The sequence below is a fragment of the Kushneria halocnemicola genome, assembly GCF_965650455.1.
Lineage (GTDB): Bacteria > Pseudomonadota > Gammaproteobacteria > Pseudomonadales > Halomonadaceae > Kushneria.
Map to the genome: position 1 here is coordinate 1,161,115 of NZ_OZ287968.1, position 20,168 is coordinate 1,181,282.

General features: G+C 62.1%; 21 protein-coding genes. 3 read left to right on the top strand and 18 right to left on the bottom strand.

All coding sequences use genetic code 11. The features are described from left to right. Positions 1-76: 76 nt before the first annotated feature. Entirely contained in the window at positions 77-331 is a 255-nt protein-coding gene (locus ACS92L_RS05235) for a hypothetical protein (protein WP_438767493.1), read from the top strand. A 1-nt stretch (position 332) separates the two neighbouring features. Beyond that, positions 333-1,148 carry an exodeoxyribonuclease III gene (xthA, locus tag ACS92L_RS05240; protein WP_438767494.1) on the top strand — a complete coding sequence of 272 codons (816 nt, stop codon included), beginning with the start codon at positions 333-335 and terminating at the stop codon, positions 1,146-1,148. A 57-nt stretch (positions 1,149-1,205) separates the two neighbouring features. On the opposite strand, the gene ACS92L_RS05245 is transcribed toward xthA, so the two are convergent. The 8 genes from ACS92L_RS05245 to ACS92L_RS05280 form a co-directional block, all read right to left on the bottom strand. After that, positions 1,206-2,492, bottom strand: a complete 1,287-nt coding sequence (locus tag ACS92L_RS05245) for a hypothetical protein (RefSeq protein ID WP_438767496.1) — start codon at positions 2,490-2,492, stop codon at positions 1,206-1,208. A 4-nt stretch (positions 2,493-2,496) separates the two neighbouring features. Next, on the bottom strand, positions 2,497-3,279 hold the full coding sequence (locus ACS92L_RS05250) for an energy transducer TonB (RefSeq protein WP_438767497.1): 783 nt from the start codon (positions 3,277-3,279) through the stop codon (positions 2,497-2,499). Continuing rightward, the gene (locus ACS92L_RS05255) at positions 3,279-3,686 is read right to left on the bottom strand and encodes an ExbD/TolR family protein (protein WP_438767499.1); all 408 of its coding nucleotides are present in this window, start codon (positions 3,684-3,686) and stop codon (positions 3,279-3,281) included. The genes ACS92L_RS05250 and ACS92L_RS05255 overlap by 1 nt, the downstream gene beginning before the upstream one ends. Next, positions 3,679-4,215, bottom strand: a complete 537-nt coding sequence (locus ACS92L_RS05260) for a MotA/TolQ/ExbB proton channel family protein (protein ID WP_438767501.1) — start codon at positions 4,213-4,215, stop codon at positions 3,679-3,681. The genes ACS92L_RS05255 and ACS92L_RS05260 overlap by 8 nt, the downstream gene beginning before the upstream one ends. Continuing rightward, complete coding sequence (locus ACS92L_RS05265; protein ID WP_438767502.1) at positions 4,212-5,591, bottom strand: MotA/TolQ/ExbB proton channel family protein; 1,380 nt, start codon at positions 5,589-5,591, stop codon at positions 4,212-4,214. Before ACS92L_RS05265 ends, ACS92L_RS05260 begins: the two co-directional genes overlap by 4 nt. A 14-nt stretch (positions 5,592-5,605) precedes the next feature. After that, the gene (locus tag ACS92L_RS05270) at positions 5,606-6,355 is read right to left on the bottom strand and encodes a DUF3450 domain-containing protein (protein ID WP_438767503.1); all 750 of its coding nucleotides are present in this window, start codon (positions 6,353-6,355) and stop codon (positions 5,606-5,608) included. Between the two features lie 268 nt (positions 6,356-6,623). Next, positions 6,624-7,559: an electron transfer flavoprotein subunit alpha/FixB family protein gene (locus ACS92L_RS05275; RefSeq protein ID WP_438767504.1), complete on the bottom strand. Its 936-nt coding sequence runs from the start codon at positions 7,557-7,559 to the stop codon at positions 6,624-6,626. Next, positions 7,559-8,308, bottom strand: a complete 750-nt coding sequence (locus tag ACS92L_RS05280) for an electron transfer flavoprotein subunit beta/FixA family protein (protein ID WP_438767505.1) — start codon at positions 8,306-8,308, stop codon at positions 7,559-7,561. The genes ACS92L_RS05275 and ACS92L_RS05280 overlap by 1 nt, the downstream gene beginning before the upstream one ends. Positions 8,309-8,641: 333 nt before the next feature. On the opposite strand from ACS92L_RS05280, the gene ACS92L_RS05285 reads away from it, so the two are divergent. Further along, on the top strand, positions 8,642-10,273 hold the full coding sequence (locus tag ACS92L_RS05285) for an electron transfer flavoprotein-ubiquinone oxidoreductase (protein WP_438767507.1): 1,632 nt from the start codon (positions 8,642-8,644) through the stop codon (positions 10,271-10,273). Between the two features lie 75 nt (positions 10,274-10,348). On the opposite strand, the gene ACS92L_RS05290 is transcribed toward ACS92L_RS05285, so the two are convergent. From ACS92L_RS05290 to fabF, 10 genes are all read right to left on the bottom strand, one after another. Beyond that, on the bottom strand, positions 10,349-11,194 hold the full coding sequence (locus ACS92L_RS05290) for a sulfurtransferase (RefSeq protein ID WP_438767509.1): 846 nt from the start codon (positions 11,192-11,194) through the stop codon (positions 10,349-10,351). Positions 11,195-11,209: 15 nt separating this feature from the next. Beyond that, a complete protein-coding gene (locus tag ACS92L_RS05295; protein WP_438767510.1) occupies positions 11,210-13,390 on the bottom strand; it encodes an ATP-dependent helicase in 2,181 nt (726 codons plus the stop codon). Beyond that, entirely contained in the window at positions 13,387-13,956 is a 570-nt protein-coding gene (locus ACS92L_RS05300) for a DUF1285 domain-containing protein (protein WP_438767511.1), read from the bottom strand. Before ACS92L_RS05300 ends, ACS92L_RS05295 begins: the two co-directional genes overlap by 4 nt. Before the next feature lie 10 nt (positions 13,957-13,966). After that, entirely contained in the window at positions 13,967-14,821 is an 855-nt protein-coding gene (locus ACS92L_RS05305; RefSeq protein WP_438767514.1) for a TatD family hydrolase, read from the bottom strand. A gap of 148 nt (positions 14,822-14,969) precedes the next feature. Beyond that, positions 14,970-15,266, bottom strand: coding sequence for a PilZ domain-containing protein (locus ACS92L_RS05310; protein WP_438767516.1), 297 nt, complete (start codon positions 15,264-15,266; stop codon positions 14,970-14,972). A gap of 67 nt (positions 15,267-15,333) precedes the next feature. Next, positions 15,334-16,317: a DNA polymerase III subunit delta' gene (locus tag ACS92L_RS05315; protein ID WP_438767518.1), complete on the bottom strand. Its 984-nt coding sequence runs from the start codon at positions 16,315-16,317 to the stop codon at positions 15,334-15,336. After that, complete coding sequence (gene tmk / locus ACS92L_RS05320; protein WP_438767521.1) at positions 16,308-16,949, bottom strand: dTMP kinase; 642 nt, start codon at positions 16,947-16,949, stop codon at positions 16,308-16,310. Before tmk ends, ACS92L_RS05315 begins: the two co-directional genes overlap by 10 nt. An 8-nt stretch (positions 16,950-16,957) precedes the next feature. Next, on the bottom strand, positions 16,958-17,959 hold the full coding sequence (gene mltG, locus ACS92L_RS05325; RefSeq protein WP_438767524.1) for an endolytic transglycosylase MltG: 1,002 nt from the start codon (positions 17,957-17,959) through the stop codon (positions 16,958-16,960). A 14-nt stretch (positions 17,960-17,973) separates the two neighbouring features. Then, positions 17,974-18,807: an aminodeoxychorismate lyase gene (gene pabC, locus ACS92L_RS05330; protein WP_438767526.1), complete on the bottom strand. Its 834-nt coding sequence runs from the start codon at positions 18,805-18,807 to the stop codon at positions 17,974-17,976. Positions 18,808-18,817: 10 nt separating this feature from the next. Beyond that, positions 18,818-20,056, bottom strand: a complete 1,239-nt coding sequence (gene fabF / locus ACS92L_RS05335; protein ID WP_438767528.1) for a beta-ketoacyl-ACP synthase II — start codon at positions 20,054-20,056, stop codon at positions 18,818-18,820. Positions 20,057-20,168: the final 112 nt, after the last annotated feature.

The following is a 20,168-nucleotide window of genomic DNA, read 5'->3' on the forward strand; positions in this document are numbered from 1 at the left end:
AAGCCAGCGCGCGTGCAAATTGTTAAACTGTACCCCACTGCAGCACACTGCTTCAGGCGAGACACGAGAGGTTTTTATGACCCGTCAAAAGAAGACGCGCTCGCTGGCCGACAAGGTGACCATCCGTACCGGCAAGCGCAAGGATTACCGCCGCTGGCGCCACGACAACCCCGACCAGCTACAGTCCACACCGCGATTTGCGGCCAAAAAGCGTAGCCAGCGCAAGAGTCAGGCCGCCAGCAAGCTGGACCGCCAGCGCCGTGAGGCCACGACCCTGCCGCTGCATCGACACGATGACAATGCCCCATCCGATTCATCACAAGACAGCTGACATGCGCCTGGTTTCATTCAATATCAACGGCATTCGTGCGCGCCAGCATCAGCTTGAAGCGCTGGTCGAAACCCATGCGCCCGATGTCATCGGCCTGCAGGAGACCAAGGTTCAGGACAGCGAGTTCCCGCTTGATGCCGTAGCAGGCCTTGGTTATCACGTGCATTACCACGGTCAAAAGGGTCATTACGGCGTGGCGATGCTCACAAAGGCGGCGCCAACGCAGGTGCAGCCTGGCCTGCCGGATGATGACGATGAGGCGCAGCGGCGCATGATTGCGGTGACGCTGGAAACGCCTGCCGGGCCACTGACGGTCTACAACGGCTATTTTCCGCAGGGCGAGAGCATCCATCACCCGACCAAGTTTCCCAACAAGCGTCACTTTTATGATCAGCTCTCGCGCCATCTCGAGCAAACGCATCAAAGTGATGAACTGATCGCGGTCATGGGCGATTTCAATATCTCGCCTGCCGACATCGATATCGGCATCGGTGAGCCGGCGCGAAAGCGCTGGCTGAGAGAAGGCAAGACAAGCTTTCAGCCCGAGGAGCGCGGTTGGCTCGAGCGTCTGACCACCTGGGGACTCGAGGACAGCTATCGCCGCTGCTACCCGCAGCGCGATGATCTGTTCAGCTGGTTTGATTACCGATCAAAGGGATTCGAGCGCGACCCCAGACGCGGGCTTCGCATCGACTACATCCTGACCAGTGCGGGCCTTTCGCCCCGCATACAGGATGCCGGCATCGACTACGATCTGCGCGCCATGACAAGGCCCTCCGATCATGCACCGGTCTGGACCGAACTGGACGTGACATAAAACGCCGGCCGGCATGACGACAGCCCCATGACCCGCCGCAGGCGGGTCATGGGGTCTTCAGCGCATCGAGACCTGCGAGGACGTATCAAACCGGTCGCGATCATTATCGATCAGTGCCAGCCACTGCCCCGCCTGCTCGGCGCTGTCACCGAATTTCTCGGCTTTCTGGAAAACCTGCTGCGCCTGATCGAAACGCCCCTGCTCATAGATCGCAACACCCTCCATCAGCAGCAGCTGGCCAGGATCGTCTCCGCCGCTAGCCCGCGCCCTGGCAAAGCCCTGCTCGGCCTGCGCCCAGACGCCCCAGCCGTAGGCAAGATCGCCCAGCATGTACCAGTCGTGCGCGTCATCGGTGCGCTCGGCCACCGCTTGCCAGGCCTTTAGTGCCTGGCTGTGATCACGCGTTTGGGCCCAGGCACGCGCCAGCAGGCGACGATGCTCATTGCTGTCTTCGAGTTCGCCGTTGTCGAGCGCCCTTGCGAGCATCTCGGCGGCACGCGCCGGCGTACCGCCCGCCATGTGCAGTCTTGCCCGGGTCAGCAACGCCGCCTCGCCCTTGAGAATGCCTCGCTGCCAGCCGGCCTCCCAGAGCGCGGCGGCCCGACCGGGCTGACCGATACGCTGGTAAAGCGCGGCCGCCTGTTGCCAGCGCTGCGGGTCGCTGTCGTCCTGCTCGAGCTGCGCCTCGACCACGCTGGAAGCGTCGCTGTACTGGCCGGCCTGCTGATAAACGCTCGCAGCCAGCGCCAGCTGCTCGCTGTCAGGCGCTGGATCGCTGCTGCGCGCCAGCCCGACCCAGCGCAGGGCATCATCCCACTGCTCAAGGCGTGCATGGATGCGCGCGCCCAGCCATAGATCCCCGGGCGCAAGCGATGACTGGCCCTGCCAGCGATCAAAGAGCGACGCTGCCTGCTCCAGCTGCCCAGCTTGCAGCCGCAGCCTCGCTTCCTGTTCAAGCCACTGCAGGCGCTGTGACAGCGGCGCGGTATCGATACCACGTGCCTGATAGAGCAGATCAGCCGCTCGACCGGGCTGGTCCAGACGCTGGGCGGCGCTGGCCGCCATCTGCAGATACAGCGCCCGGGCCCACTGGTCTGCCTGGCTGCTGCCGGCGCTGGATGCGCGCGTTCGCGCCGTATCCACGACCTGCTGGTAATGCCCGTTCGAGAGCTCACGCTCAAGGCCTTGAAGACGATCGATGCTTTGCTGTGAAAGCGCCGGCCCGTCAGCCATGGCGCGCTGCTCACCGCCCAGCAGCATGGCGAGGCCGACCCCCATCGCCATCAGCGCTTTTAATCGGCTGCGGCGAGGATTCAAACGATGAAGCCGTTCGTGGCGAAACATGACATTACCTCAGTTTGAAGACCAGCCGCTGACGCGTGCGGGCCGGCGCATCCCGAGACGGGAACTGCCACTGCTCGATGGCGTCGCGCGCGGCGCTGTCGAACACGCCGCCGGGCTCTGACGCTGTCACTTCAATGGAGCCTGCATCAACACTGCCGTCGGTATTGATGGTAAAACTCATCTCGACAAACCCCTCCTCACCGCGGCGTCTTGCCCGCATGGGGTATTCCGGCTGTACCCGGCTGGTGGGCTGAGCCTGTACCGTACCGCCACCCTGTGCTGCAGGTTCGCCATCCGGCGTGCCACCGCTGCGATCGCCCTGCTGCTCGCTTTGCTGCGTCCCCTGAGACGATGGCGTGGGCGTGGCCTGCTCCTGTGGCGGCGCAGGCGTTGGCTGCGGTTCGGGACGTGGCTCGGGTTCGGGCTGCGGCTCGGGCTGCTCGACATCAAGCGCCGGCAGAGTGTCGTTCATGTCCACATCCGGTGCCATGGGCTCACTCACTTCCTGCGTCTGCAGCTCGATGTCACTTTGCACATCGTCTGCCGGCTGTGGCGTCGGTGCGGGCCGCGCCGGCGCTGCCGGTGGGGGCGGCGGCGGTGCGGCCGCGGCGATGTCGGTCGACGCTTCAGGCGCCTGAGCCGGCGCGGCCACATCATCGACGACCGCCATGGTCATGGTTTCCTGAGGCGTTTCGCGGGGCTCGGGGGGCGCGACCATCATGGCCAGCCCCCAGAACAGCAGCAGTGCAAGGGCCAGCGCGCCCAGCAGCGCAAGCGCCTGACGCATCAGCTCTCTCCCCGCGAAGCCGCGACCGCCACGTTCTCGACACCCGCCTGGCGAATACGATCCATGGTCTGAATCAAAAGCCCCGTCTGTGAGGCGCGATCGGCCTGAATAACCACGTTGCCATCACTGCCGGAAAGCGCCTCGCGCACGCGATCCCCCACGGCGTCGCTGTCAACGGCCTGACCATCCACCCAGACCGCCCCTTCAGAGGTAATGGCGACCAGCACCTGCGTATCGTTGCGCTGGGTCGCTTCGCTGGATTCAGGACGCTCGATCTCTACGCCGCTTTCACGCACAAAACTGGTGGTCACGATAAAAAAGATCAGCATGATAAAGACCACATCCAGCATCGGCGTCAGATCGACCCCGGTCGTGTCTTCTTCCATGCGGGCTCGACGTCTACGCATGATCGATCTCCGTGGCTCGGGTCAGTCGATCGTGAAGATGCTGGTCCTCACGTCGCACGATATGTTCAAACCGACTGGTAAAGAGAATGCCCACCACGGCCACCGCCATGCCGGCAAGCGTGGGCAGCGTGGCCCGCGCCACGCCGTCCGACATGCTGCGCGCCTGCCCCACGCCGGTAATGGCCAGCGTATCAAACACCTGAATCATGCCGGTCACGGTGCCGACCAGCCCCAGCAGCGGGCACAGGGCCACCAGCAGCTTCAGCCAGGGCAGCGAGGCGCGCAGCGCACTGGTCAGCTCGCCACACCAGCACTCACGCAGGGTTCGCGCACTCCAGCTGACGTGCTCGTGGCGTTTTTGCCACCGGGCGATCAGCGCCTGACGCTGGCGCCGATAGCGCCATTGCCAGTAGATCAGCCGCTCCAGTGCCAGCGTAAACAGCAGCACGGCGACCAGCGCGATGACGACCAGTACGGGCCCGCCGGCACTGGCCAGCCGACCAATGGGGTGTAACAACGCCTCGATCATGAGGCGCTTCCATGCAGTCGGGTGTCGGTTTCAAGCCCGGCGTGCTGCTCGTCCAGACGATCGGCCAGATGGGCGCTGGCCTGTCGCTCCAGCATATTCATCAGGCTGCGGCTGCGGCTGTTGAGCGCGGTATTGGCAAACAGCAGCGGAATGGCCACGACCAGGCCCAGCACGGTCGTCACCAGCGCCTGACTGATACCGCCGGCCATCATCTTGGGATCGCCGCTGCCGAATACCGTAATGGCCTGGAAGGTCCCGATCATGCCGGTCACCGTGCCCAGAAGCCCCATCAGAGGGGCGATGGCGGCGATCACCTTGACGACCGCCTGACCACGCTCCAGCCCCGGCTGCTCGGCCAGCAGCATTTCATCCATGCGTGCCTCGAGTACCTCCGGCTCGTGATAGCGCTGCTGCTGTCCAAAGCGCTTGAGCACACGGCCCAGGGGGTTGTCGTCGCGCAGGTCCTCGAATCGGCGCGCCTGACGGCGAGTGCGCGCGCTGACCAGTGCCAGCCACACAAACTGGGCAAGAGCAATCAAAAGACCCACCGCCCCCAGCGCCAGCGTGATGTAGCCGATCACGCCGCCCTGGCCAATACGCTCGATCAGTGAGGGCTGCTGCGCCAGCGCTTCCAGCACGTCACCATTGGTGGGGTCCAGCGCCATGGTGTCACCGTCACCGTCTGCCAGCGCTTCGAGTTCGCTCGAGACGCTGGCAGGCGTATGAGCGGCCACGGCCAGCGGCCTGTCATCGGCGGGAGCGCGCAGCAGATCACCTTCACTGAAAGCACTCATGCCCCCGAGACGAACGACATCACGCTCGGTGATGTTGCCATCCTGGCCGGCCACGGGCAGTTGAAGATGCTCGCCGCGGGCGCTGCGCGCGATCAGCTGGCTCATGGACCGGGCGTACTGCTCGAGATCATCGGTGGCGGCAATGCTGTCATCGCTCAATGCCGGCAGCGTGATATCGCTGCCCAGCGTCAGCCAGCTGTTGTGCAGCCCATCACGAGTGTCATTGATGTCGCGGCGCAGTCGATCAAACAGGGGCTGAAGATCGTCACCTTCGGCACTGCGGCGTTCGTTGATATCCGCAATGGCCGCCTCCTGATTCTGGCGGGTGCTGTCGAGACTGTCGCGGCGCGCCTGAGCCTGCTGCTGGCGCGCCTCGGCGTCTGCCACGGCCTGCTCCAGCTCGCCGCGATCATCCAGCAGGCGCTCAAGGCGTGACATGTCACGCGCCTGCGCTTGTGCAGACCCCTGCTGATAGTTCTGAACGATGTCTTCAAGCGAGGGGGCAGACTGGTCGGCAGCAGAAGCCGGCAGTGAGGCGCCCATCAAAAGGGCCAGCGCAACGCCTGCCACACGAGCTGTCATGTGTTTTACCACCTTCATTGTGATGCCCCCTGTGACGCGGCCTCGGAGGGCGCATCGTCCAGTTCGATGGACAGCGGCAGCGACAGCAGCTCTGGTGCACGCTGATCGTTGGCAATGCGGATGCCGCGACTGACCGCGGTGCGCTGGGCGCTGTCCAGTGAATGCCACTGACGGTCATCGTTTTTCCAGACCCCGCCCTGCTCGTCGTCCGGTGTCAGGTAGTAGAAACCGATGCGCCCCATGCGCAGAAACTGAACGTCGCTTTGATGGTTGTCCTGCGTTAGCTGACCCCGCCAGCTGTCCATGCTGCTGCCGTAATCCAGTTCGGTACGCCAGACGGAGAGCAGCTGCTCCATGCGCTTTTCTTCAGTCACCGAAGGGTCGGCAAGCGCGCTTTCGATACCGTCCAGACGGGCGATGCGCTCGTCATGGCGAAAGGGAATGTCGGCCTCGACCAGCGCCCTGAGGCGATCAAGCATATCCTGCATCGTGTCGGGCAGCGCCTCGCGAGTCTCACCCAGCGTTTCCAGCGCGTGCTGCTGCCGGTCGATACGCTGCTGCTGCTCATCAAGCGTCGAGGCGAGTCGATCGTTGTAGCGCTCAAGGCGCTGCGCCGATGACTGCGCATCGCGAAGACGCGTCAAAAGCTCGCGCGTTTCGTCATCGGCCTGATCGATACGGGTCTGAATGGCCTGCTGCTGCTGTTGCTGCTGAGCGGTTTCATCACGAAGTGACGACGCCTCTGCCAGCGTCGGTAATGCCATGATCGTCAATAGGGAAAAGGCAGCGCCTCTGAGGCAACAATTACGACGGTGGGTCCTCACATGGTTCTCCAGGAAGAGGCGTACGGTAAAAGTGGGGGCAATCCGAGCGCGTGATGTCGGATACCCAGGGCAACTTAATAGAAACAAGAACAATTATCAAATGATCATCGCTAACATCGCCACGCCAGGGCGGCTTTCACCTTAAATGGCCCGTTTGACACAAAAAAGCCGGCACGCAGCCGGCTCATGACACCTTTCAGACCACGGATCAAAGCTTGCGTTCAAGCTCCGGCAGTGCCTGAAACAGATCGGCGACCAGTCCGTAGTCGGCCACCTGAAAGATCGGCGCCTCTTCATCGGAGTTGATCGCCACGATCACCTTTGAGTCCTTCATGCCGGCAAGGTGCTGTACCGCACCGGAAATGCCGGCGGCGATATAGAGCTCCGGCGCCACCATCTTGCCGGTCTGACCGACCTGAAGGTCGTTGGGCACGTAGCCGGCGTCTACGGCCGCGCGCGAGGCGCCCACCGCGGCGCCAAGACGATCGGCCACGCCCTCGATCAGCCGGAAGTTCTCGGCGCTGCCAAGCCCTCGTCCACCGGAGATGATCACGCGAGCCCCGCCAAGCTCCGGGCGCTCGCCGCCGGCCAGCTGCTCATCGACAAACGTGACCAGCCCCTGATCGCCGGTGCTGTCAGCACTGGAAACGTCCGCGGCGTTTTGCTCGCCGACCGGCTCAAAGGCCGTCGGGCGAATGGTGATGGCCTTTTTGTCATCCAGACTGCGGACCGTTGCCAACACGCTGCCGGCATAAATGGGACGCACAAAGGTATCGACGGCTTCGATCGCGATGACATCGGAGATCTGTCCGATGCCCAGAAGCGCGGCCACGCGCGGCATGACGTTGCGCCCGCTGGTGGTCGAGGCGCACAGGAGGTGCGTGTAGGGCTCGGCCAGCGAGACCACCAGCGCCCCGATATTTTCCGCCAGCATGTGATCAAAGGCGCTGTCCTCAACGCTGATGACACCGGTCACGCCGGTCAGTCGAGCGGCCTGCTGTGCCGCCTCGCCGGCCCGACTGCCCGTTACCAGCACATCGACGCTGCCGCCCAGCTGGCCGGCGGCGTCCATGACCCGGGCCGTTGCGCTGGAAAGATGGCCCTTTTCCTGTTCGGCGATGACCAGAATACGTGTATCGCTCATCAGATCACCTTCGCTTCGTTTTTGAGTCGATCAATCAATTCATCCACGGTATCCACGCGTACCCCGGCCTGACGCTCTCTCGGGATATCGACCCGAAGAAGCGCCTGACGAGGGGTCACATCGATGCCCAGCGAGTCCAATTCCAGACTTTCGATGGGTCGCTTCTTGGCCTTCATGATGGCCGGCAGCTTGGCATAGCGTGGCTCGTTGAGGCGCAGATCCGTGGTGACCACCGCCGGCAGCGACATGGAAAGCGTTTCCAGCCCGCCATCGATTTCGCGGGTCACTTCCAGACGCTCGCCGTCGATGGCGATTTTCGAGGCGAAGGTGGCCTGTGGCATCTGCGTCAGGGCGGCCAGCATGGGGCCGGTCTGGCTGCTGTCGCTGTCGATCGACTGCTTGCCCAGCAGTACCAGTCCGGGGCTTTCACGCTTGACCACCTCTGCCAGCACCCGGGCCGCCCCCAAAGAGTCGACCGGGGTATCACAGCTCACGTGCAGGGCACGGTCCGCGCCCAGCGCCATGGCCGTACGCAGCTGCTCCTGCACACTCTTGTCACCGATGGAAACGGCCACTACCTCATCGGCAATGCCCTGCTCCTTCAGGCGAACGGCTTCTTCGAGCGCGATTTCACAAAACGGGTTCATGGCCATTTTGGCGTGCGTCAGGTCCACATCGCTGTGGTCTTCCCTGACGCGTACCCTGACGTTGTGATCGATCACGCGCTTGATGGCGACGAGTACTTTCATGCCTTCCTCGTGGTGTCGGATATCTCGAAATTCGTGAGCATGGCCGCCCCGAAAGCCACGGATAAAGCCTGGCGGGGCGGGTTTTGACCGTTGACTTTCAGTTTACATGGGGATGGGGCCGCCCCGGGGCAACAAATCGATCCTGAAAAAGGGGTTCGAATTGGGCCGGGGCGTGACTTGATGCGATAATCAGACATCTTTGAATCCCCTGATGCCGCTTCCAGAAGCGGGTGAGAATCATTGCTATCCAAAAGCGTTAGTGTAACACGCCAGACGTCATCAGGATGGGGGAATGAATCACGCACAAGGAGTTGCGCAATGGACAGAGAGTCCATGTCATTTGATGTGGTTATTGTAGGTGCCGGCGTCGCCGGACTGTCTGCGGCCTGCCGCCTGATGCAGACTGCCCGGGAGCAAGCGCATGAGCTCAGCGTCTGCGTGCTGGAAAAGGGCGCCGAGGTCGGCGCCCACATCCTGTCGGGCGCCGCCTTTGATCCGCGCGCACTTGATGAACTCTTTCCCGACTGGAAAGACCGCGACGCGCCGCTGCATACGCCGGCACAGCGTGACGAAATCCTGTATCTGCGCGACAGCGAGCGTTTCGTGCGCTTTCCCGATGCGCTGGTGCCGCCCTCCATGCTTAATGAGGGCAGCTACCTGATCAGCGCCGGCGATCTGTGTCGCTGGCTGGCCGAGCAGGCTGAAGCCCTGGGCGTTGATATCTTTCCGGGCTTTGCCGCTCAATCGCTGATGTTTGGCGAGCGCGGAGAGATCACTGGCGTCATTACCGGCGACATGGGGCTGGATCACGACGGCAACCCCAAACCCGCGCATGAACCGGGCATTGCCCTTTACGGGCGCTATACCCTCTTTGCCGAAGGCGCTCGCGGCCATCTGGGTCAGGAACTGATCCGGCATTACAACCTGGCCGCCGGACGCGATGAGCAGCACTACGCCATCGGTTTCAAGGAGCTCTGGGAAGTCCCCGCCGAGCAGCACGAACCGGGCCTGGTGGTGCACACTGCCGGCTGGCCACTGTCTTCCGAGGCGCACGGCGGCAGCTTTTTGTATCACGGCAGCGACCGCCAGGTCATGGTGGGCCTGATCGTTGATCTGGCCTACGACAACCCCTGGCTCTCCCCTTTCGATGAGTTTCAGCGCATGAAGCATCATCCCGAGGTGGCGCGTCATCTTGAGGGCGGCACCCGTATCGCCTTCGGCGCCCGCGCCATTACCAAGGGCGGTCTCAACAGCCTGCCGGAAATGACCTTCCCCGGCGGCCTTCTAATCGGCTGCGATGCCGGTACGCTGGATTTTTCGCGAATCAAGGGGCTTCACATGGGCATGAAGTCCGGCATGCTGGCCGCCGAAAGCGTGGTAGAAGCGCTCGCCGGCGGCGATGAAGGCGGCAACACGCTGACCGGGTTTAAAGCGCGATTCGAGAGCAGCTGGGTACACGAGGCGCTTGCCCGGAATCGCAACTTCGGCCCGGCCATGCATCGCTTCGGCATGGTCATGGGCGGGGCGTGGAACTTTCTGGAGCAGAAACTGCGCCTGCCGCTGCCCGTGCTGCATGACAACGTCGCCGATCATGCGCGCCTGAAGACGGCCGAAGACGCCGAGAAAATCGACTATCCACGCCCCGATGGTGTGCTCTCATTTGACAAGCCTTCTTCGGTGTATCTCTCCAATACCCATCACGAAGAGGATCAGCCCTGTCATCTGACGCTACGCGATGCCAGCATCCCCATCAGCGTCAACCTGCCCCGCTACGCTGAACCCGCCCAGCGCTACTGCCCGGTTGGCGTTTACGAGGTTATCGAGGACAGCGAGGGCGCGCCGCGCTTCCAGATCAACTTCCAGAACTGCATCCACTGCAAGACCTGCGATATCAAGGACCCTTCCCAGAACATCCGCTGGGTCACCCCGGAAGGCGGTAACGGCCCGGGCTACCCCAACATGTAGTCACACGAGCAATCACGTAAAAAGGGCCCCGATGTCGGAACACATCGGGGCCCTTTCATGTTTTGCAGCCCTTGATCAGACTGTCGGCGCGCTGGTATCGGTCGCAACAGGCCGAGCGGGGTCGCGGCTCCACTCACTCCACGAGCCCGGATAGAGTCGTGGCAGTGGCCGACCCAGTGCCGCGTGGGCCAGAACGATCATGCAAGCGGAAATGCCGGAGCCACAGTAGGCGATGCTGGACTGGCCGGTAGCCGGTATCAGCTGCTCCAGCGCCTCGCTTTCAGTCAGGCAGTTGTTGTCATCCAGCAGCGAGGCGCCCGGTACGTTGACAGCGCCGGGAATGTGGCCGGCCGCCTGATCGATCGGCTCGCTCTCGCCGCGATAGCGCACCGGCGGCCTGGCGTCCAGCAGCAGGGCATCGCCTTCGGCCACATCATCGGCACTGGCCACCATCTGGTGCTGGAAATCACACTGCCAGTCGCTGGAGGCTGGCGACTCGGGAGTATCGTGCTCCAGCGCCCCGCCGACGGCCTGCCACACCTGAATGCCGCCGTTGAGGACGAACACGTTGTCGTGACCGGCCCAGTGCAGCATCCACCAGGCACGCGCCGCGGCCAGCTGTCCGCCCAGATCGTCATAGACGACCACTCGGGTGTCGGGCGTGATGCCCCAGCCCTGCAGGGTCTTTTGCCAGGTTTCAGGTGCCGGCAGCGGGTGGCGCCCGCCCCTGGCCCCGCCCGGCGGCGCGGAAAGAGCCTGATCCATGTCGGCCAGCAATGCGCCGGGCAGATGGCCCTGCTGATAGAGCCGTGAAGCCGCCTGGGGGTCATCCAGGCGCGCCCGACAGTCAAGAATCACCAGCGGTGTGCTGTCGCGCTGCCACATCAGAAGTGTTGTGACGTCTGTCAGTGCAGTGGTCATGGAAACTCCCTGGATTTAACTGACGCGCTCGATCGGCGCGCGTGAAGCAATAAGTCGGCGACGGCCGGCCCGATGAAACATGACTTCCAGCACACAGCGCTCGCGCTCGCCTTCAACCAGCTCGATGCGCCCCTCACCAAATACGGCGTGACGCACCTGCTCACCGGGCTGCCAGTCATCAAACCGGGACAGCACCGCCGGCGCCCTGCCTCCGGTACTGGCGCGAAACGAGGCCTCCATGCCGATACCGTCAAGATAGCGGTTGACCAGCGACGGGTCGCGTACACCGGGGGCGGCATCGTGCTCGTCCGCTATGGCACGGGTGGTTTTGAGGCTGTCTTCCCAGGCGGCTTCCTCGATAAATCGACTGGCGCGGTGGGGCGCCGGGTCCGGCAGCAGCAGCAGCCGCTCACGTGCCCGGGTAATGCCGACGTAAAAAAGCCGTCGTTCTTCTTCCAGCGCTCGGGGCGTGAGCGGATTCTCTCTGGAATAAAGCGGAAAATCCTCCTCGTTGAGCCCCGCCAGCACGACCATCGGCCACTCGAGCCCCTTGGCGCCGTGAATGGTCGAGAGCAGCACGCCCTGCTCCTGATTGATGACGGGATTTTTGAGCAGCGCAATGAAGGCCTCCGGGTCATCGGCCAGCTCCCCGGCCTGTTCAATCAGAACATCCAGAAGGCGAATGTCCTCCTCGCCCTTGTCACGCCGGGCAGCGGCACGGCGCAGAAGCTTTTCGGCCTCCAGCGTGTCGACCACATGCGAGAGCACATCGGCCGGCGCCTGATCGCGCATGGAAGGCAGCTTCTGCAACAGTGCCCAGCGCTTTTTGAGATGTCGCCGCTGAAAGGGCTTCAGGCCATCCAGCACAATGTGCTGCTCGGGCCAGCGGCCGGTGCGTGCAAGCTCTGCCGTCAGCGGCCCCAGCCGCTCCTGGCTGACAAAGGCACTGGGCTGGCTGTAAAGCATCAAAAGATGCTCACTGTCACTTAAAAGCGCCGGACGTCGGGTCAGTTCCAAATAGCCGGCCAGCGCCCGGACCAGCGGCAATCGAAACACGAAACGGTCCTGCTGCCCCAGCTGAAAGGGAATGTTTTCCCGCAGCAGCCGCAGCTGTACGGGCACGCTGAGTGACCAGCTGCGCACCAGTACCGCGCACTCCTTCAGATCGCGCCCCTGTTCCTGCCACTCCTGCAGCAGGCGCACCAGCCGCGCATTGTCGCTGTCGCACTCGACCTGTGTTGCCGGGTTGTCCGGCGCCGACAGCGTGAGCTGATCGGCAGCGCCCTTATTGGCGCGAATGACATGGTTGGCCATCAGGGAGACGGCGTGGCCGTGACGAAAGGTCCAGCTCAAGGGATAGTCGGTCGGTGTGGCGAAAAGTTCGCCAAAGCGGGCATTCATGGCATCCGGGCGCGCGCCGCGCCACTCATAGATGCACTGATTGGCATCTCCTACAGCCATGACGCTGGCGCTGTTGCCCGCCAGCATCGATAGAAGACGCAGCTGCACCTCGTTAATGTCCTGATACTCATCGACAATGATGTGATCAAGACGGCCCTGAATGCGCTCGCGCGAGACGTCGTCACGAATCAGCGCGCGCAGGGGTCGATAGAGCAGATCGGCATAGGTCATGACGCCCTGGTCATGCATCTGGCGTTCCATCTCCAGAAAGGTCGGCACAAAGTGCTCGGTATCCGCGCCGTAGTCGCCCTGCTCGTGGAGTCTGGCAGGTGACAGGCATTCTGATTTGACCAGATCACAGAACTGCAGCAGCGCCTCGATACGCTCTTCTTCCAGTGACAGCGCCAGCTGGGCAGGCTCATCAGCCAGCAGCTGTTGAAGTACCTGACGGGCCAGACGCTCTCGCTGCCACTCCCCTTCGATCAACCGACGCGGCGGCAGAGCGCCCCAGCGCATCAGGCTCTGCCCCAGCCGGTGGCCGATGGAGTGAAAGGTACGTACCTGCGGCAGTCGGCTGCCGGAAGGGGCCAGCCTGCGAAGGCGCGCCGCAAAATCCTCGCGTGCGGCGCGATTGAACATCAAAACCAGAATTCGATCGGGCGATGTCCCCACCGCCATGAGATGAAGCACCCGGGCCACCATGGTTGATGTCTTGCCGGCACCGGCCACGGCAAACACCCGCGCATGGCCGTTGCCATGATGAACCACGGCCTGCTGTTGTTCGGTCAGCGTCATGATGGCGTTTGAAGATCGCCGGCATCCATTGGCGCCCCCAGAGCGTGCCAGTGCCCCTGACTATAAATGCCCATGTGCAGGTGGCCCTGAGCGTCTTCAAGACACTCGGCCTGCTCGACGAGATAGTACCAGCACTGGCGTGACAGCCGCGCCGAAAGACCGTGACGCAGGCTGACCCGCGGAATGTCGGTGGCCTCGTCGAGGACCAGATGACAGTCACCGTTCAATGTCGCGTGCTCTCCGGTCTGGGTGGTCAGAACCCAGCACGGATTGCCACCGGCCAGCGACTGACAGGCAGCGTCCACGATCAAAAGCGGACAATCCTCGACACGGATTCGCCACTTTTCGACCGGCGTGACCAGATAGTGATGCCCGTCCGACTCGCGGCGCAGCAGGCGCGACAGGGTTCGCAGTACGCGTGGATGTTCGACCGCCGCGCCCTCGTGCCACCAGACGCCCTGTCGATCCACCCGTATGTCCAGCTCACCCGACAGGGTCGGATGCCAGCTTTCCAGTGGCAGGGGCTGATCATCCGTTTGAACCGTCAGCAGCCTTTCCAGTGACATGGCAGACTCCTCAGGCAGTTGCAAATCGTGCATCGTCGTGGATGGGCGTGGCCCGACGGAACAGACGGTGGAAGTTGGCCGTGGTCTGCATGGCCACTTCATCCAGACTGATGTTGCGCTCATTGGCAATGACACGGGCCACTTCCAGTACACGCGCCGGCTCATTGGGGCGCCCTCTGTAGGGCACCGGCGACAGCCAGGGGCTGTCGGTTTCCAGCAGCAGCCGATCAAGCGGCAGCGCCCGGGCCAGCGCGCGGACGTTCTCAGCACTGGCAAAGGTGACGATACCGGACAGCGAAATCATGAAACCGTGGGCCACGGCCCGACGCGCCATATCCAGATCTTCGGTGAAACAGTGCAGTACCCCGCCAACGTTCGGGTCAAGATGCTGCTCGATCATCTCAAGCGTTTCTTCACGCGCAGCGCGCGTATGAACACTGACCGGCAGCTCGGCCTCACGGGCAGCGCGCAAATGACGCTCAAAGCGGGTCAGCTGAGTCTCTCTCGGAACACGAAGCGCCCCCTGCTCGTCTGTCTGAAAATCCAGACCGATTTCGCCGACAGCGACCGGTTCGAATCGCTCGATGCAGTCCTTGATCTCTTCAAACGTGGGTTCGCTCTCAAGAATCTGCATCGGGTGAATACCGACACCGTAAAAGACATCATCATGGCGACGCCCGATCTCTGCCAGTGACGGCATGCCTTCCAGATTAGTGGCGACCGCCAGAAAGCCGCGCACACCGGCCTCGCGAGCGCGCGCAAGAACGGCGTCCACTTCGCCGCTTGCAGGCTCAAGGCGATCAAGATGACAGTGGGAATCGATCAGTACCGAAGGCCATGACAATTGTTCGGCTGACTGGCTCATTAAAACTTACCCGGTTGTAGATATGCAGACCGGGTATTATCGCAGATCACTGACTTTTAGGGGGCGAAAGATATATTTTCGATGAGCTCAAACAGAAAGATAACGGTATAATACTCTCATCGATCCAAAGCAATGATGGTCGGCCCGTTCAGGCCAGCAGTGACTCGATGTGTTCACGCAGGGCATGCTCTTCGGCATCAAGATGAACGCCAACACCGCCACTGCGCTGGCCAGCGCCTCCTGAAGGCGACAGCCAGGCAACGATTCCCGATGCCGGACGCGCGTCGTGTTCATCAGGCAGCGTCAGCAGCAGGTAGACCCGTTGACCCAGATGATGACGCACCGGCGTAGGGACAAACAGACCGCCGCGCTCAAGAATCGGCATCCATGCTGCCTTGAGTGCGTTGGTATCGTTAAACGTAAAAGACAGTGCTCGCCCACTCATGAGAACCTCCCACCGGGAAAATAATGGACCTGTTATCGGCCGCCGGCGGCAAAAGTTGCGCGGCGTCTCAGGAGCGCAAAAGCGCCGACCAGCGAATCAGCCAGGATTCGATGACCAGCTGGGCATTGGGATTACCGCCTCCGGCCAGCAGACGCCGCTGCTCATGGGCGTAATCGAGCAGTCGAAACCAGTCACGCACGCGTGCGTTCTTGATGGCCTGCTGGTAAAGCGGCAGAAGGTCACGATTGCGTACGCTGTCCATATCGCCGGACACGCCGAGACGAATCAGATCCTCGAGCCAGAGCACGCCATGCCAAAGGATGTCGGCCAGCGCCTGTTTGTCCAGACGTGCGGCTTCTGCGACCGGGTCCCCGCCGCGCACCAGCAACTCAAAAAGCTCGCGCAGCTCCTGACGCAACTGCCGGGCCTCGGGGGCGGCCAGATCACGTGCCAAAAGTGGACGGCCACCGGCGACCTGCCACCAGAATTCGGCCTGTTCCCGATCATCAAGCGCCTCGGTCAGCCAGGCAAGCGCCTCATCACGCGCAGGCTGAGGATGCGACCACTGCTGACAGCGGCTGCGAATGGTCGGCAGCGTGCGGGAGGGAATATCGCTTTGCAGGACAAACAGCGTGTTGTTGCCCGGCTCTTCCAGACTTTTCAGCAGTGCGTTGGAGGCGGCTACGGTCATCGACTCGGCCGGCGCCAGATGAATCACGCGATACCCCCCCTGCTGCGCCGTCTGTGACGCAAAGGCGTTGATGTCGCGAATGGCATCGATACGAATCTGCTTGCCCCGTTCGGCAGGCAGAATCTCGAGAAGATCAGGATGGTATCCCGACATCAGCATCTGGCAGGCGTGGCATTTGCCACAGGCGCTGTCCCGGGGTGTCTGACAGAGCTGCCGGGCGATCAATGCCTGCGCCAGACGCTCCTTTCCCAGCCCTGAAGGGCCGGTCAGCATGAGCGCATGAGGTAGACGGGATTCATCCGCCAGCGCTGTGAGGCGCTGCCAGATGCCTGTTTGCCAGGGCCAGGGCGTCAGTTCCATGAGTTGAGCTGTTGATCCAGCAACATGGCAATATCGCGCTGCACCTGCTCAAGCGGCTGCGCGGCATCGACAGCGGCAATGCGCTCGGGGGCCTGTTCGGCACGCATTCGATACCCCTGGCGCACCCGCTCAAAGAAATCGCCGCGCTCGCGTTCAAAGCGGTCGCGCTCTCCGCCCCGTGCGGCCAGGCGGTCGGCGGCATGCTCGACCGGCATATCCAGCCAGAGCGTGATATCCGGTGTCAGCCCCTGCTGGACGAACTGCTCGAGTGAGGCAATGCGATCGCCGTCGATACCACGGGCACTGCCCTGATAGGCAAAGGTGGCATCGGTAAAGCGGTCACTGATGACCCACTCTCCCCGGGCAAGTGCAGGGCGGATGACCCGGGATAGATGCTGGGCGCGCGCAGCAAATACCAGCAGCAGTTCTGTCAGATCGTCGAGCGGGTCCTGCTCGTCACCGGCGAGCAGCAGCGCCCGAATGCGCTCTGCCATGGGCGTGCCGCCGGGCTCGCGTGTGGTAACAACGCGGATGCCCCGATTCTGGAGATAGTCACGAACGAAGGAGAGGTTGGTGCTTTTTCCGGCACCCTCTCCTCCCTCCAGAGTAATAAAACGGCCTGGCTGAATCATGACGTCTCTCAACGGTTGAGAATATAGCGACGCACCGCCGCATTATGTTCTTCGAGCGTGGCGGAAAACTGATGTTCGCCGTTGCCTTTGGAGACAAAGTAGAGCTCGTCACCTTCTGCCGGGTTGACGGCAGCCTCAAGGGAGGCGCGCCCGGGCATGGCAATGGGGGTTGGCGGCAGCCCGCTGATGACGTAGGTGTTCCACCGAGTGGATCGGGTCAGATCCGCACGCGTCAACGAGCCGCTATAAGCCTGCCCCAGCCCGTAGATCACAGTCGGATCCGTTTGAAGGCGCATTCCCTTTTCCAGACGGCGAACGAACACGCCGGCAATACGGGTACGCTCGGCAGGCGCACCGGTTTCCTTTTCGATCAACGAGGCCAGAATCAGCGCCTCGTAGGGGCTATCGATCGGAAGATCCGGCTGACGATCGGCCCAGATCTCGTCAAGGGTATTGACCATTCTGTCATGGGCGCGCTGAAACAGTTCAATGTCGGTGGTGCCCTTGTGCCACTGATAGGTGTCCGGAAAGAACCAGCCTTCGGGAAACTCTCCTGTTTCACCAAGCGCGGCCATGATTTCTTCATCGCTCATGTCCCGGGTGTCGTGCACAAGCGGCTCGGCCTGATTCAGGATCTGGCGCATCTGGGCGAAGGTACGCCCTTCCGGAATGGTCAATCGATGTCGAACGACATCGTTGCTGGAAAGCTTGCCCAGCAACGCATGCGCATTCATGTCGGGCAACAGCTCGAACTCGCCGGCACGCAGCGCCCTCAAACGCGCGGGATCAACCACGCCAAGCAGTTTGTAGGGCCAGCGCTCGTCAATAATGCCGCGCTCGTGCAGCTCGTCGATGATCTGTCTGGCCCCCATACCGGGGCGCACCTCGTAGATTTCAGAAGATTGCAGGGCAATCGGTGTGTCCAGCTTGTGCTGCCACCAGAGCCAGCCGCCACCAACGGCAGCCGCCATGATGATCAGTGCCAGAAGTACACCCTTTAACCATCGCATGCATGAAACCCTGATCAGGAAGTTGGGAAAGTGATGGGATGGCCCAGCAGAGTGTGCGCCTTATGCTGGAGACGACGTACCGATGCATCGATACCCCACTGCGCAAGCGCATGCTGGCTGTCCGAATCGTGACACGTCACGACCGGCCACAGTCCCTGCACCGAATTAAAAAGACAGGTACTCTGCGACGCCAGCAGCCGGGAAAGCGGCGCGTGCTCTACAACCGTCAAATGACCGCTTTCGACCAGCGCGCGACGCAGCGTTCCTTCCACGCCACATTCGTTTAGTGCAGGCGTCCACCATCGGCCCTGATCAAACCAGGCCAGGTTCATGGCAGTGGCTTCAATGGGATGATCACGGTCGTTGAGCAAAATGCCTTCGGCGATGGCCTCGTCGTGCCACTCCTGACGTGCCAGCACGTTTTCCAGCCGGTTGAGATGCTTGATACCGGCCAGCGCAGGCTGACGCGCAAGCTGTAGACGGCAGAGCCGAACATCCACCCCCGTATTCCAGCGCTCGACAAGGGGTGTAAAGGGCATGAACTGCCAGCGGCAACGCGGCTCGGACGGCACTGGTGGACGATAACCGCGCCCGCCACTACCGCGTGTGAGCATGATCTTGAGCACATGGTCACCGTCCGGCGCACGTGCAGCCAGCGTATCAAGCCACTGCCGCGAAGGGGCCTCAAAGCCCAGTCGATGCGCCCCCTGCGCCAAACGCTCGCAGTGCTCGTTCCAGAGCATTGGAACGCCCTCTCGGACCAGCACGGTTTCAAACAGACCGTCACCGTAGGCCAGTCCGCGATCCGTCAGGGGCACGGTTGACTCGCTTTCATCCCTGTCCGTCATGTTGACGCCATTAGATTCGCGAAAACACCAGCGAGCCGTTGGTACCGCCAAAACCGAATGAGTTCGACAGCGCATGCTCGATTTTCATTTCGCGTGCGGTATGCGGCACATAATCCAGACGGCACTGCTCATCGGGGTTGTCCAGATTGATGGTCGGCGGTGCGACCTGATCGCGCAGTGCAAGAATGGAAAACGCCGCTTCAACCGCGCCGGCGGCACCCAGCAGGTGACCGATCATCGACTTGGTCGAACTAATGGCAACATCACGAGCAGACGCACCCAGCACCTTCTCGATGGCAAGGCTTTCGGCCACGTCACCCACCATTGTGGAAGTACCATGGGCATTGATGTAGTCAATGCTTGAAGGATCAAGCCCGGCATCGCGAATGGCATTGCTCATGGCAAGGGCAGCGCCTGCGCCATCGCTGGGCGGCGCTGTCATGTGCCAGGCATCGTCGCTCATGCCGAACCCGGCACATTCCGCCAGGATATCGGCACCGCGTGCTCTGGCGTGTTCATACTCTTCCAGCACCAGTATCCCGGCACCATCGGAGAGTACAAACCCGTCACGATCGCGATCCCACGGGCGACTGGCTGCCTGCGGGTCATCGTTACGGGTTGAAAGCGCGCGTGCCGCGGAAAATCCGCCGACACCCAACGGTGTACTGGCCATTTCGGCACCGCCACACACCATGACATCGGCATCGCCATAGGCAATCGTGCGAGCCCCATAGCCAATATTGTGTGTTCCGGACGTACAGGCCGTCGTAATGGCAATGTTGGGACCACGAAAGCCAAACTGGATGGCCAGGTTCCCGGCGATCATGTTGATGATCGAGCCGGGAACAAAAAAGGGAGAAATGCGGCGAGCACCCGACTTCAACAGCGACTGATGATTGGTTTCGATCATCGGCAATCCACCGATGCCCGAACCGATGGCAACCCCGATGCGATGCGCGTTTTCTTCGCTACAGGTAATTCCCGAGTTCTGAACGGCCTGTACGGAAGCTGCAATGCCATACTGGATGAAAAGATCCATCTTCTTGGCATCCTTAGGATTGAACCAGGGGGCCGGATCAAATCCCTTTACAGCGCCGCTGAAACGCGTATTCAAACCACTGGCATCAAAGTGCTCGATCGATCCGATACCGCTTTTGCCGGCCTTGATACTATCCCAGGTGGCATCAGTCGTATTACCTACCGGTGTTACCAGACCGATGCCGGTCACCACGACCCTTCTGCGAGGCATCGTTTTTCCTCCAAAAAAGACAGATAAGTGCGCTCGAGAGCCTGAATTCCTGCTGGATACCCGACCGCCTGCTGCAAGATATATCGTGGCCATTATACCGATTCTGCCGGTG

What these genes read in the sequence shown, in the direction of transcription:
- ACS92L_RS05235 (WP_438767493.1), top strand. Translation starts at nt 77, where the DNA reads ATGACCCGTCAAAAGAAGACGCGCTCGCTGGCCGACAAGGTGACCATC.
- xthA (WP_438767494.1), top strand. Translation starts at nt 333, where the DNA reads ATGCGCCTGGTTTCATTCAATATCAACGGCATTCGTGCGCGCCAGCAT.
- ACS92L_RS05245 (WP_438767496.1), bottom strand. Translation starts at nt 2,492, where the DNA reads ATGTTTCGCCACGAACGGCTTCATCGTTTGAATCCTCGCCGCAGCCGA.
- ACS92L_RS05250 (WP_438767497.1), bottom strand. Translation starts at nt 3,279, where the DNA reads ATGCGTCAGGCGCTTGCGCTGCTGGGCGCGCTGGCCCTTGCACTGCTG.
- ACS92L_RS05255 (WP_438767499.1), bottom strand. Translation starts at nt 3,686, where the DNA reads ATGCGTAGACGTCGAGCCCGCATGGAAGAAGACACGACCGGGGTCGAT.
- ACS92L_RS05260 (WP_438767501.1), bottom strand. Translation starts at nt 4,215, where the DNA reads ATGATCGAGGCGTTGTTACACCCCATTGGTCGGCTGGCCAGTGCCGGC.
- ACS92L_RS05265 (WP_438767502.1), bottom strand. Translation starts at nt 5,591, where the DNA reads ATGACAGCTCGTGTGGCAGGCGTTGCGCTGGCCCTTTTGATGGGCGCC.
- ACS92L_RS05270 (WP_438767503.1), bottom strand. Translation starts at nt 6,355, where the DNA reads ATGGCATTACCGACGCTGGCAGAGGCGTCGTCACTTCGTGATGAAACC.
- ACS92L_RS05275 (WP_438767504.1), bottom strand. Translation starts at nt 7,559, where the DNA reads ATGAGCGATACACGTATTCTGGTCATCGCCGAACAGGAAAAGGGCCAT.
- ACS92L_RS05280 (WP_438767505.1), bottom strand. Translation starts at nt 8,308, where the DNA reads ATGAAAGTACTCGTCGCCATCAAGCGCGTGATCGATCACAACGTCAGG.
- ACS92L_RS05285 (WP_438767507.1), top strand. Translation starts at nt 8,642, where the DNA reads ATGTCATTTGATGTGGTTATTGTAGGTGCCGGCGTCGCCGGACTGTCT.
- ACS92L_RS05290 (WP_438767509.1), bottom strand. Translation starts at nt 11,194, where the DNA reads ATGACCACTGCACTGACAGACGTCACAACACTTCTGATGTGGCAGCGC.
- ACS92L_RS05295 (WP_438767510.1), bottom strand. Translation starts at nt 13,390, where the DNA reads ATGACGCTGACCGAACAACAGCAGGCCGTGGTTCATCATGGCAACGGC.
- ACS92L_RS05300 (WP_438767511.1), bottom strand. Translation starts at nt 13,956, where the DNA reads ATGTCACTGGAAAGGCTGCTGACGGTTCAAACGGATGATCAGCCCCTG.
- ACS92L_RS05305 (WP_438767514.1), bottom strand. Translation starts at nt 14,821, where the DNA reads ATGAGCCAGTCAGCCGAACAATTGTCATGGCCTTCGGTACTGATCGAT.
- ACS92L_RS05310 (WP_438767516.1), bottom strand. Translation starts at nt 15,266, where the DNA reads ATGAGTGGGCGAGCACTGTCTTTTACGTTTAACGATACCAACGCACTC.
- ACS92L_RS05315 (WP_438767518.1), bottom strand. Translation starts at nt 16,317, where the DNA reads ATGGAACTGACGCCCTGGCCCTGGCAAACAGGCATCTGGCAGCGCCTC.
- tmk (WP_438767521.1), bottom strand. Translation starts at nt 16,949, where the DNA reads ATGATTCAGCCAGGCCGTTTTATTACTCTGGAGGGAGGAGAGGGTGCC.
- mltG (WP_438767524.1), bottom strand. Translation starts at nt 17,959, where the DNA reads ATGCGATGGTTAAAGGGTGTACTTCTGGCACTGATCATCATGGCGGCT.
- pabC (WP_438767526.1), bottom strand. Translation starts at nt 18,807, where the DNA reads ATGACGGACAGGGATGAAAGCGAGTCAACCGTGCCCCTGACGGATCGC.
- fabF (WP_438767528.1), bottom strand. Translation starts at nt 20,056, where the DNA reads ATGCCTCGCAGAAGGGTCGTGGTGACCGGCATCGGTCTGGTAACACCG.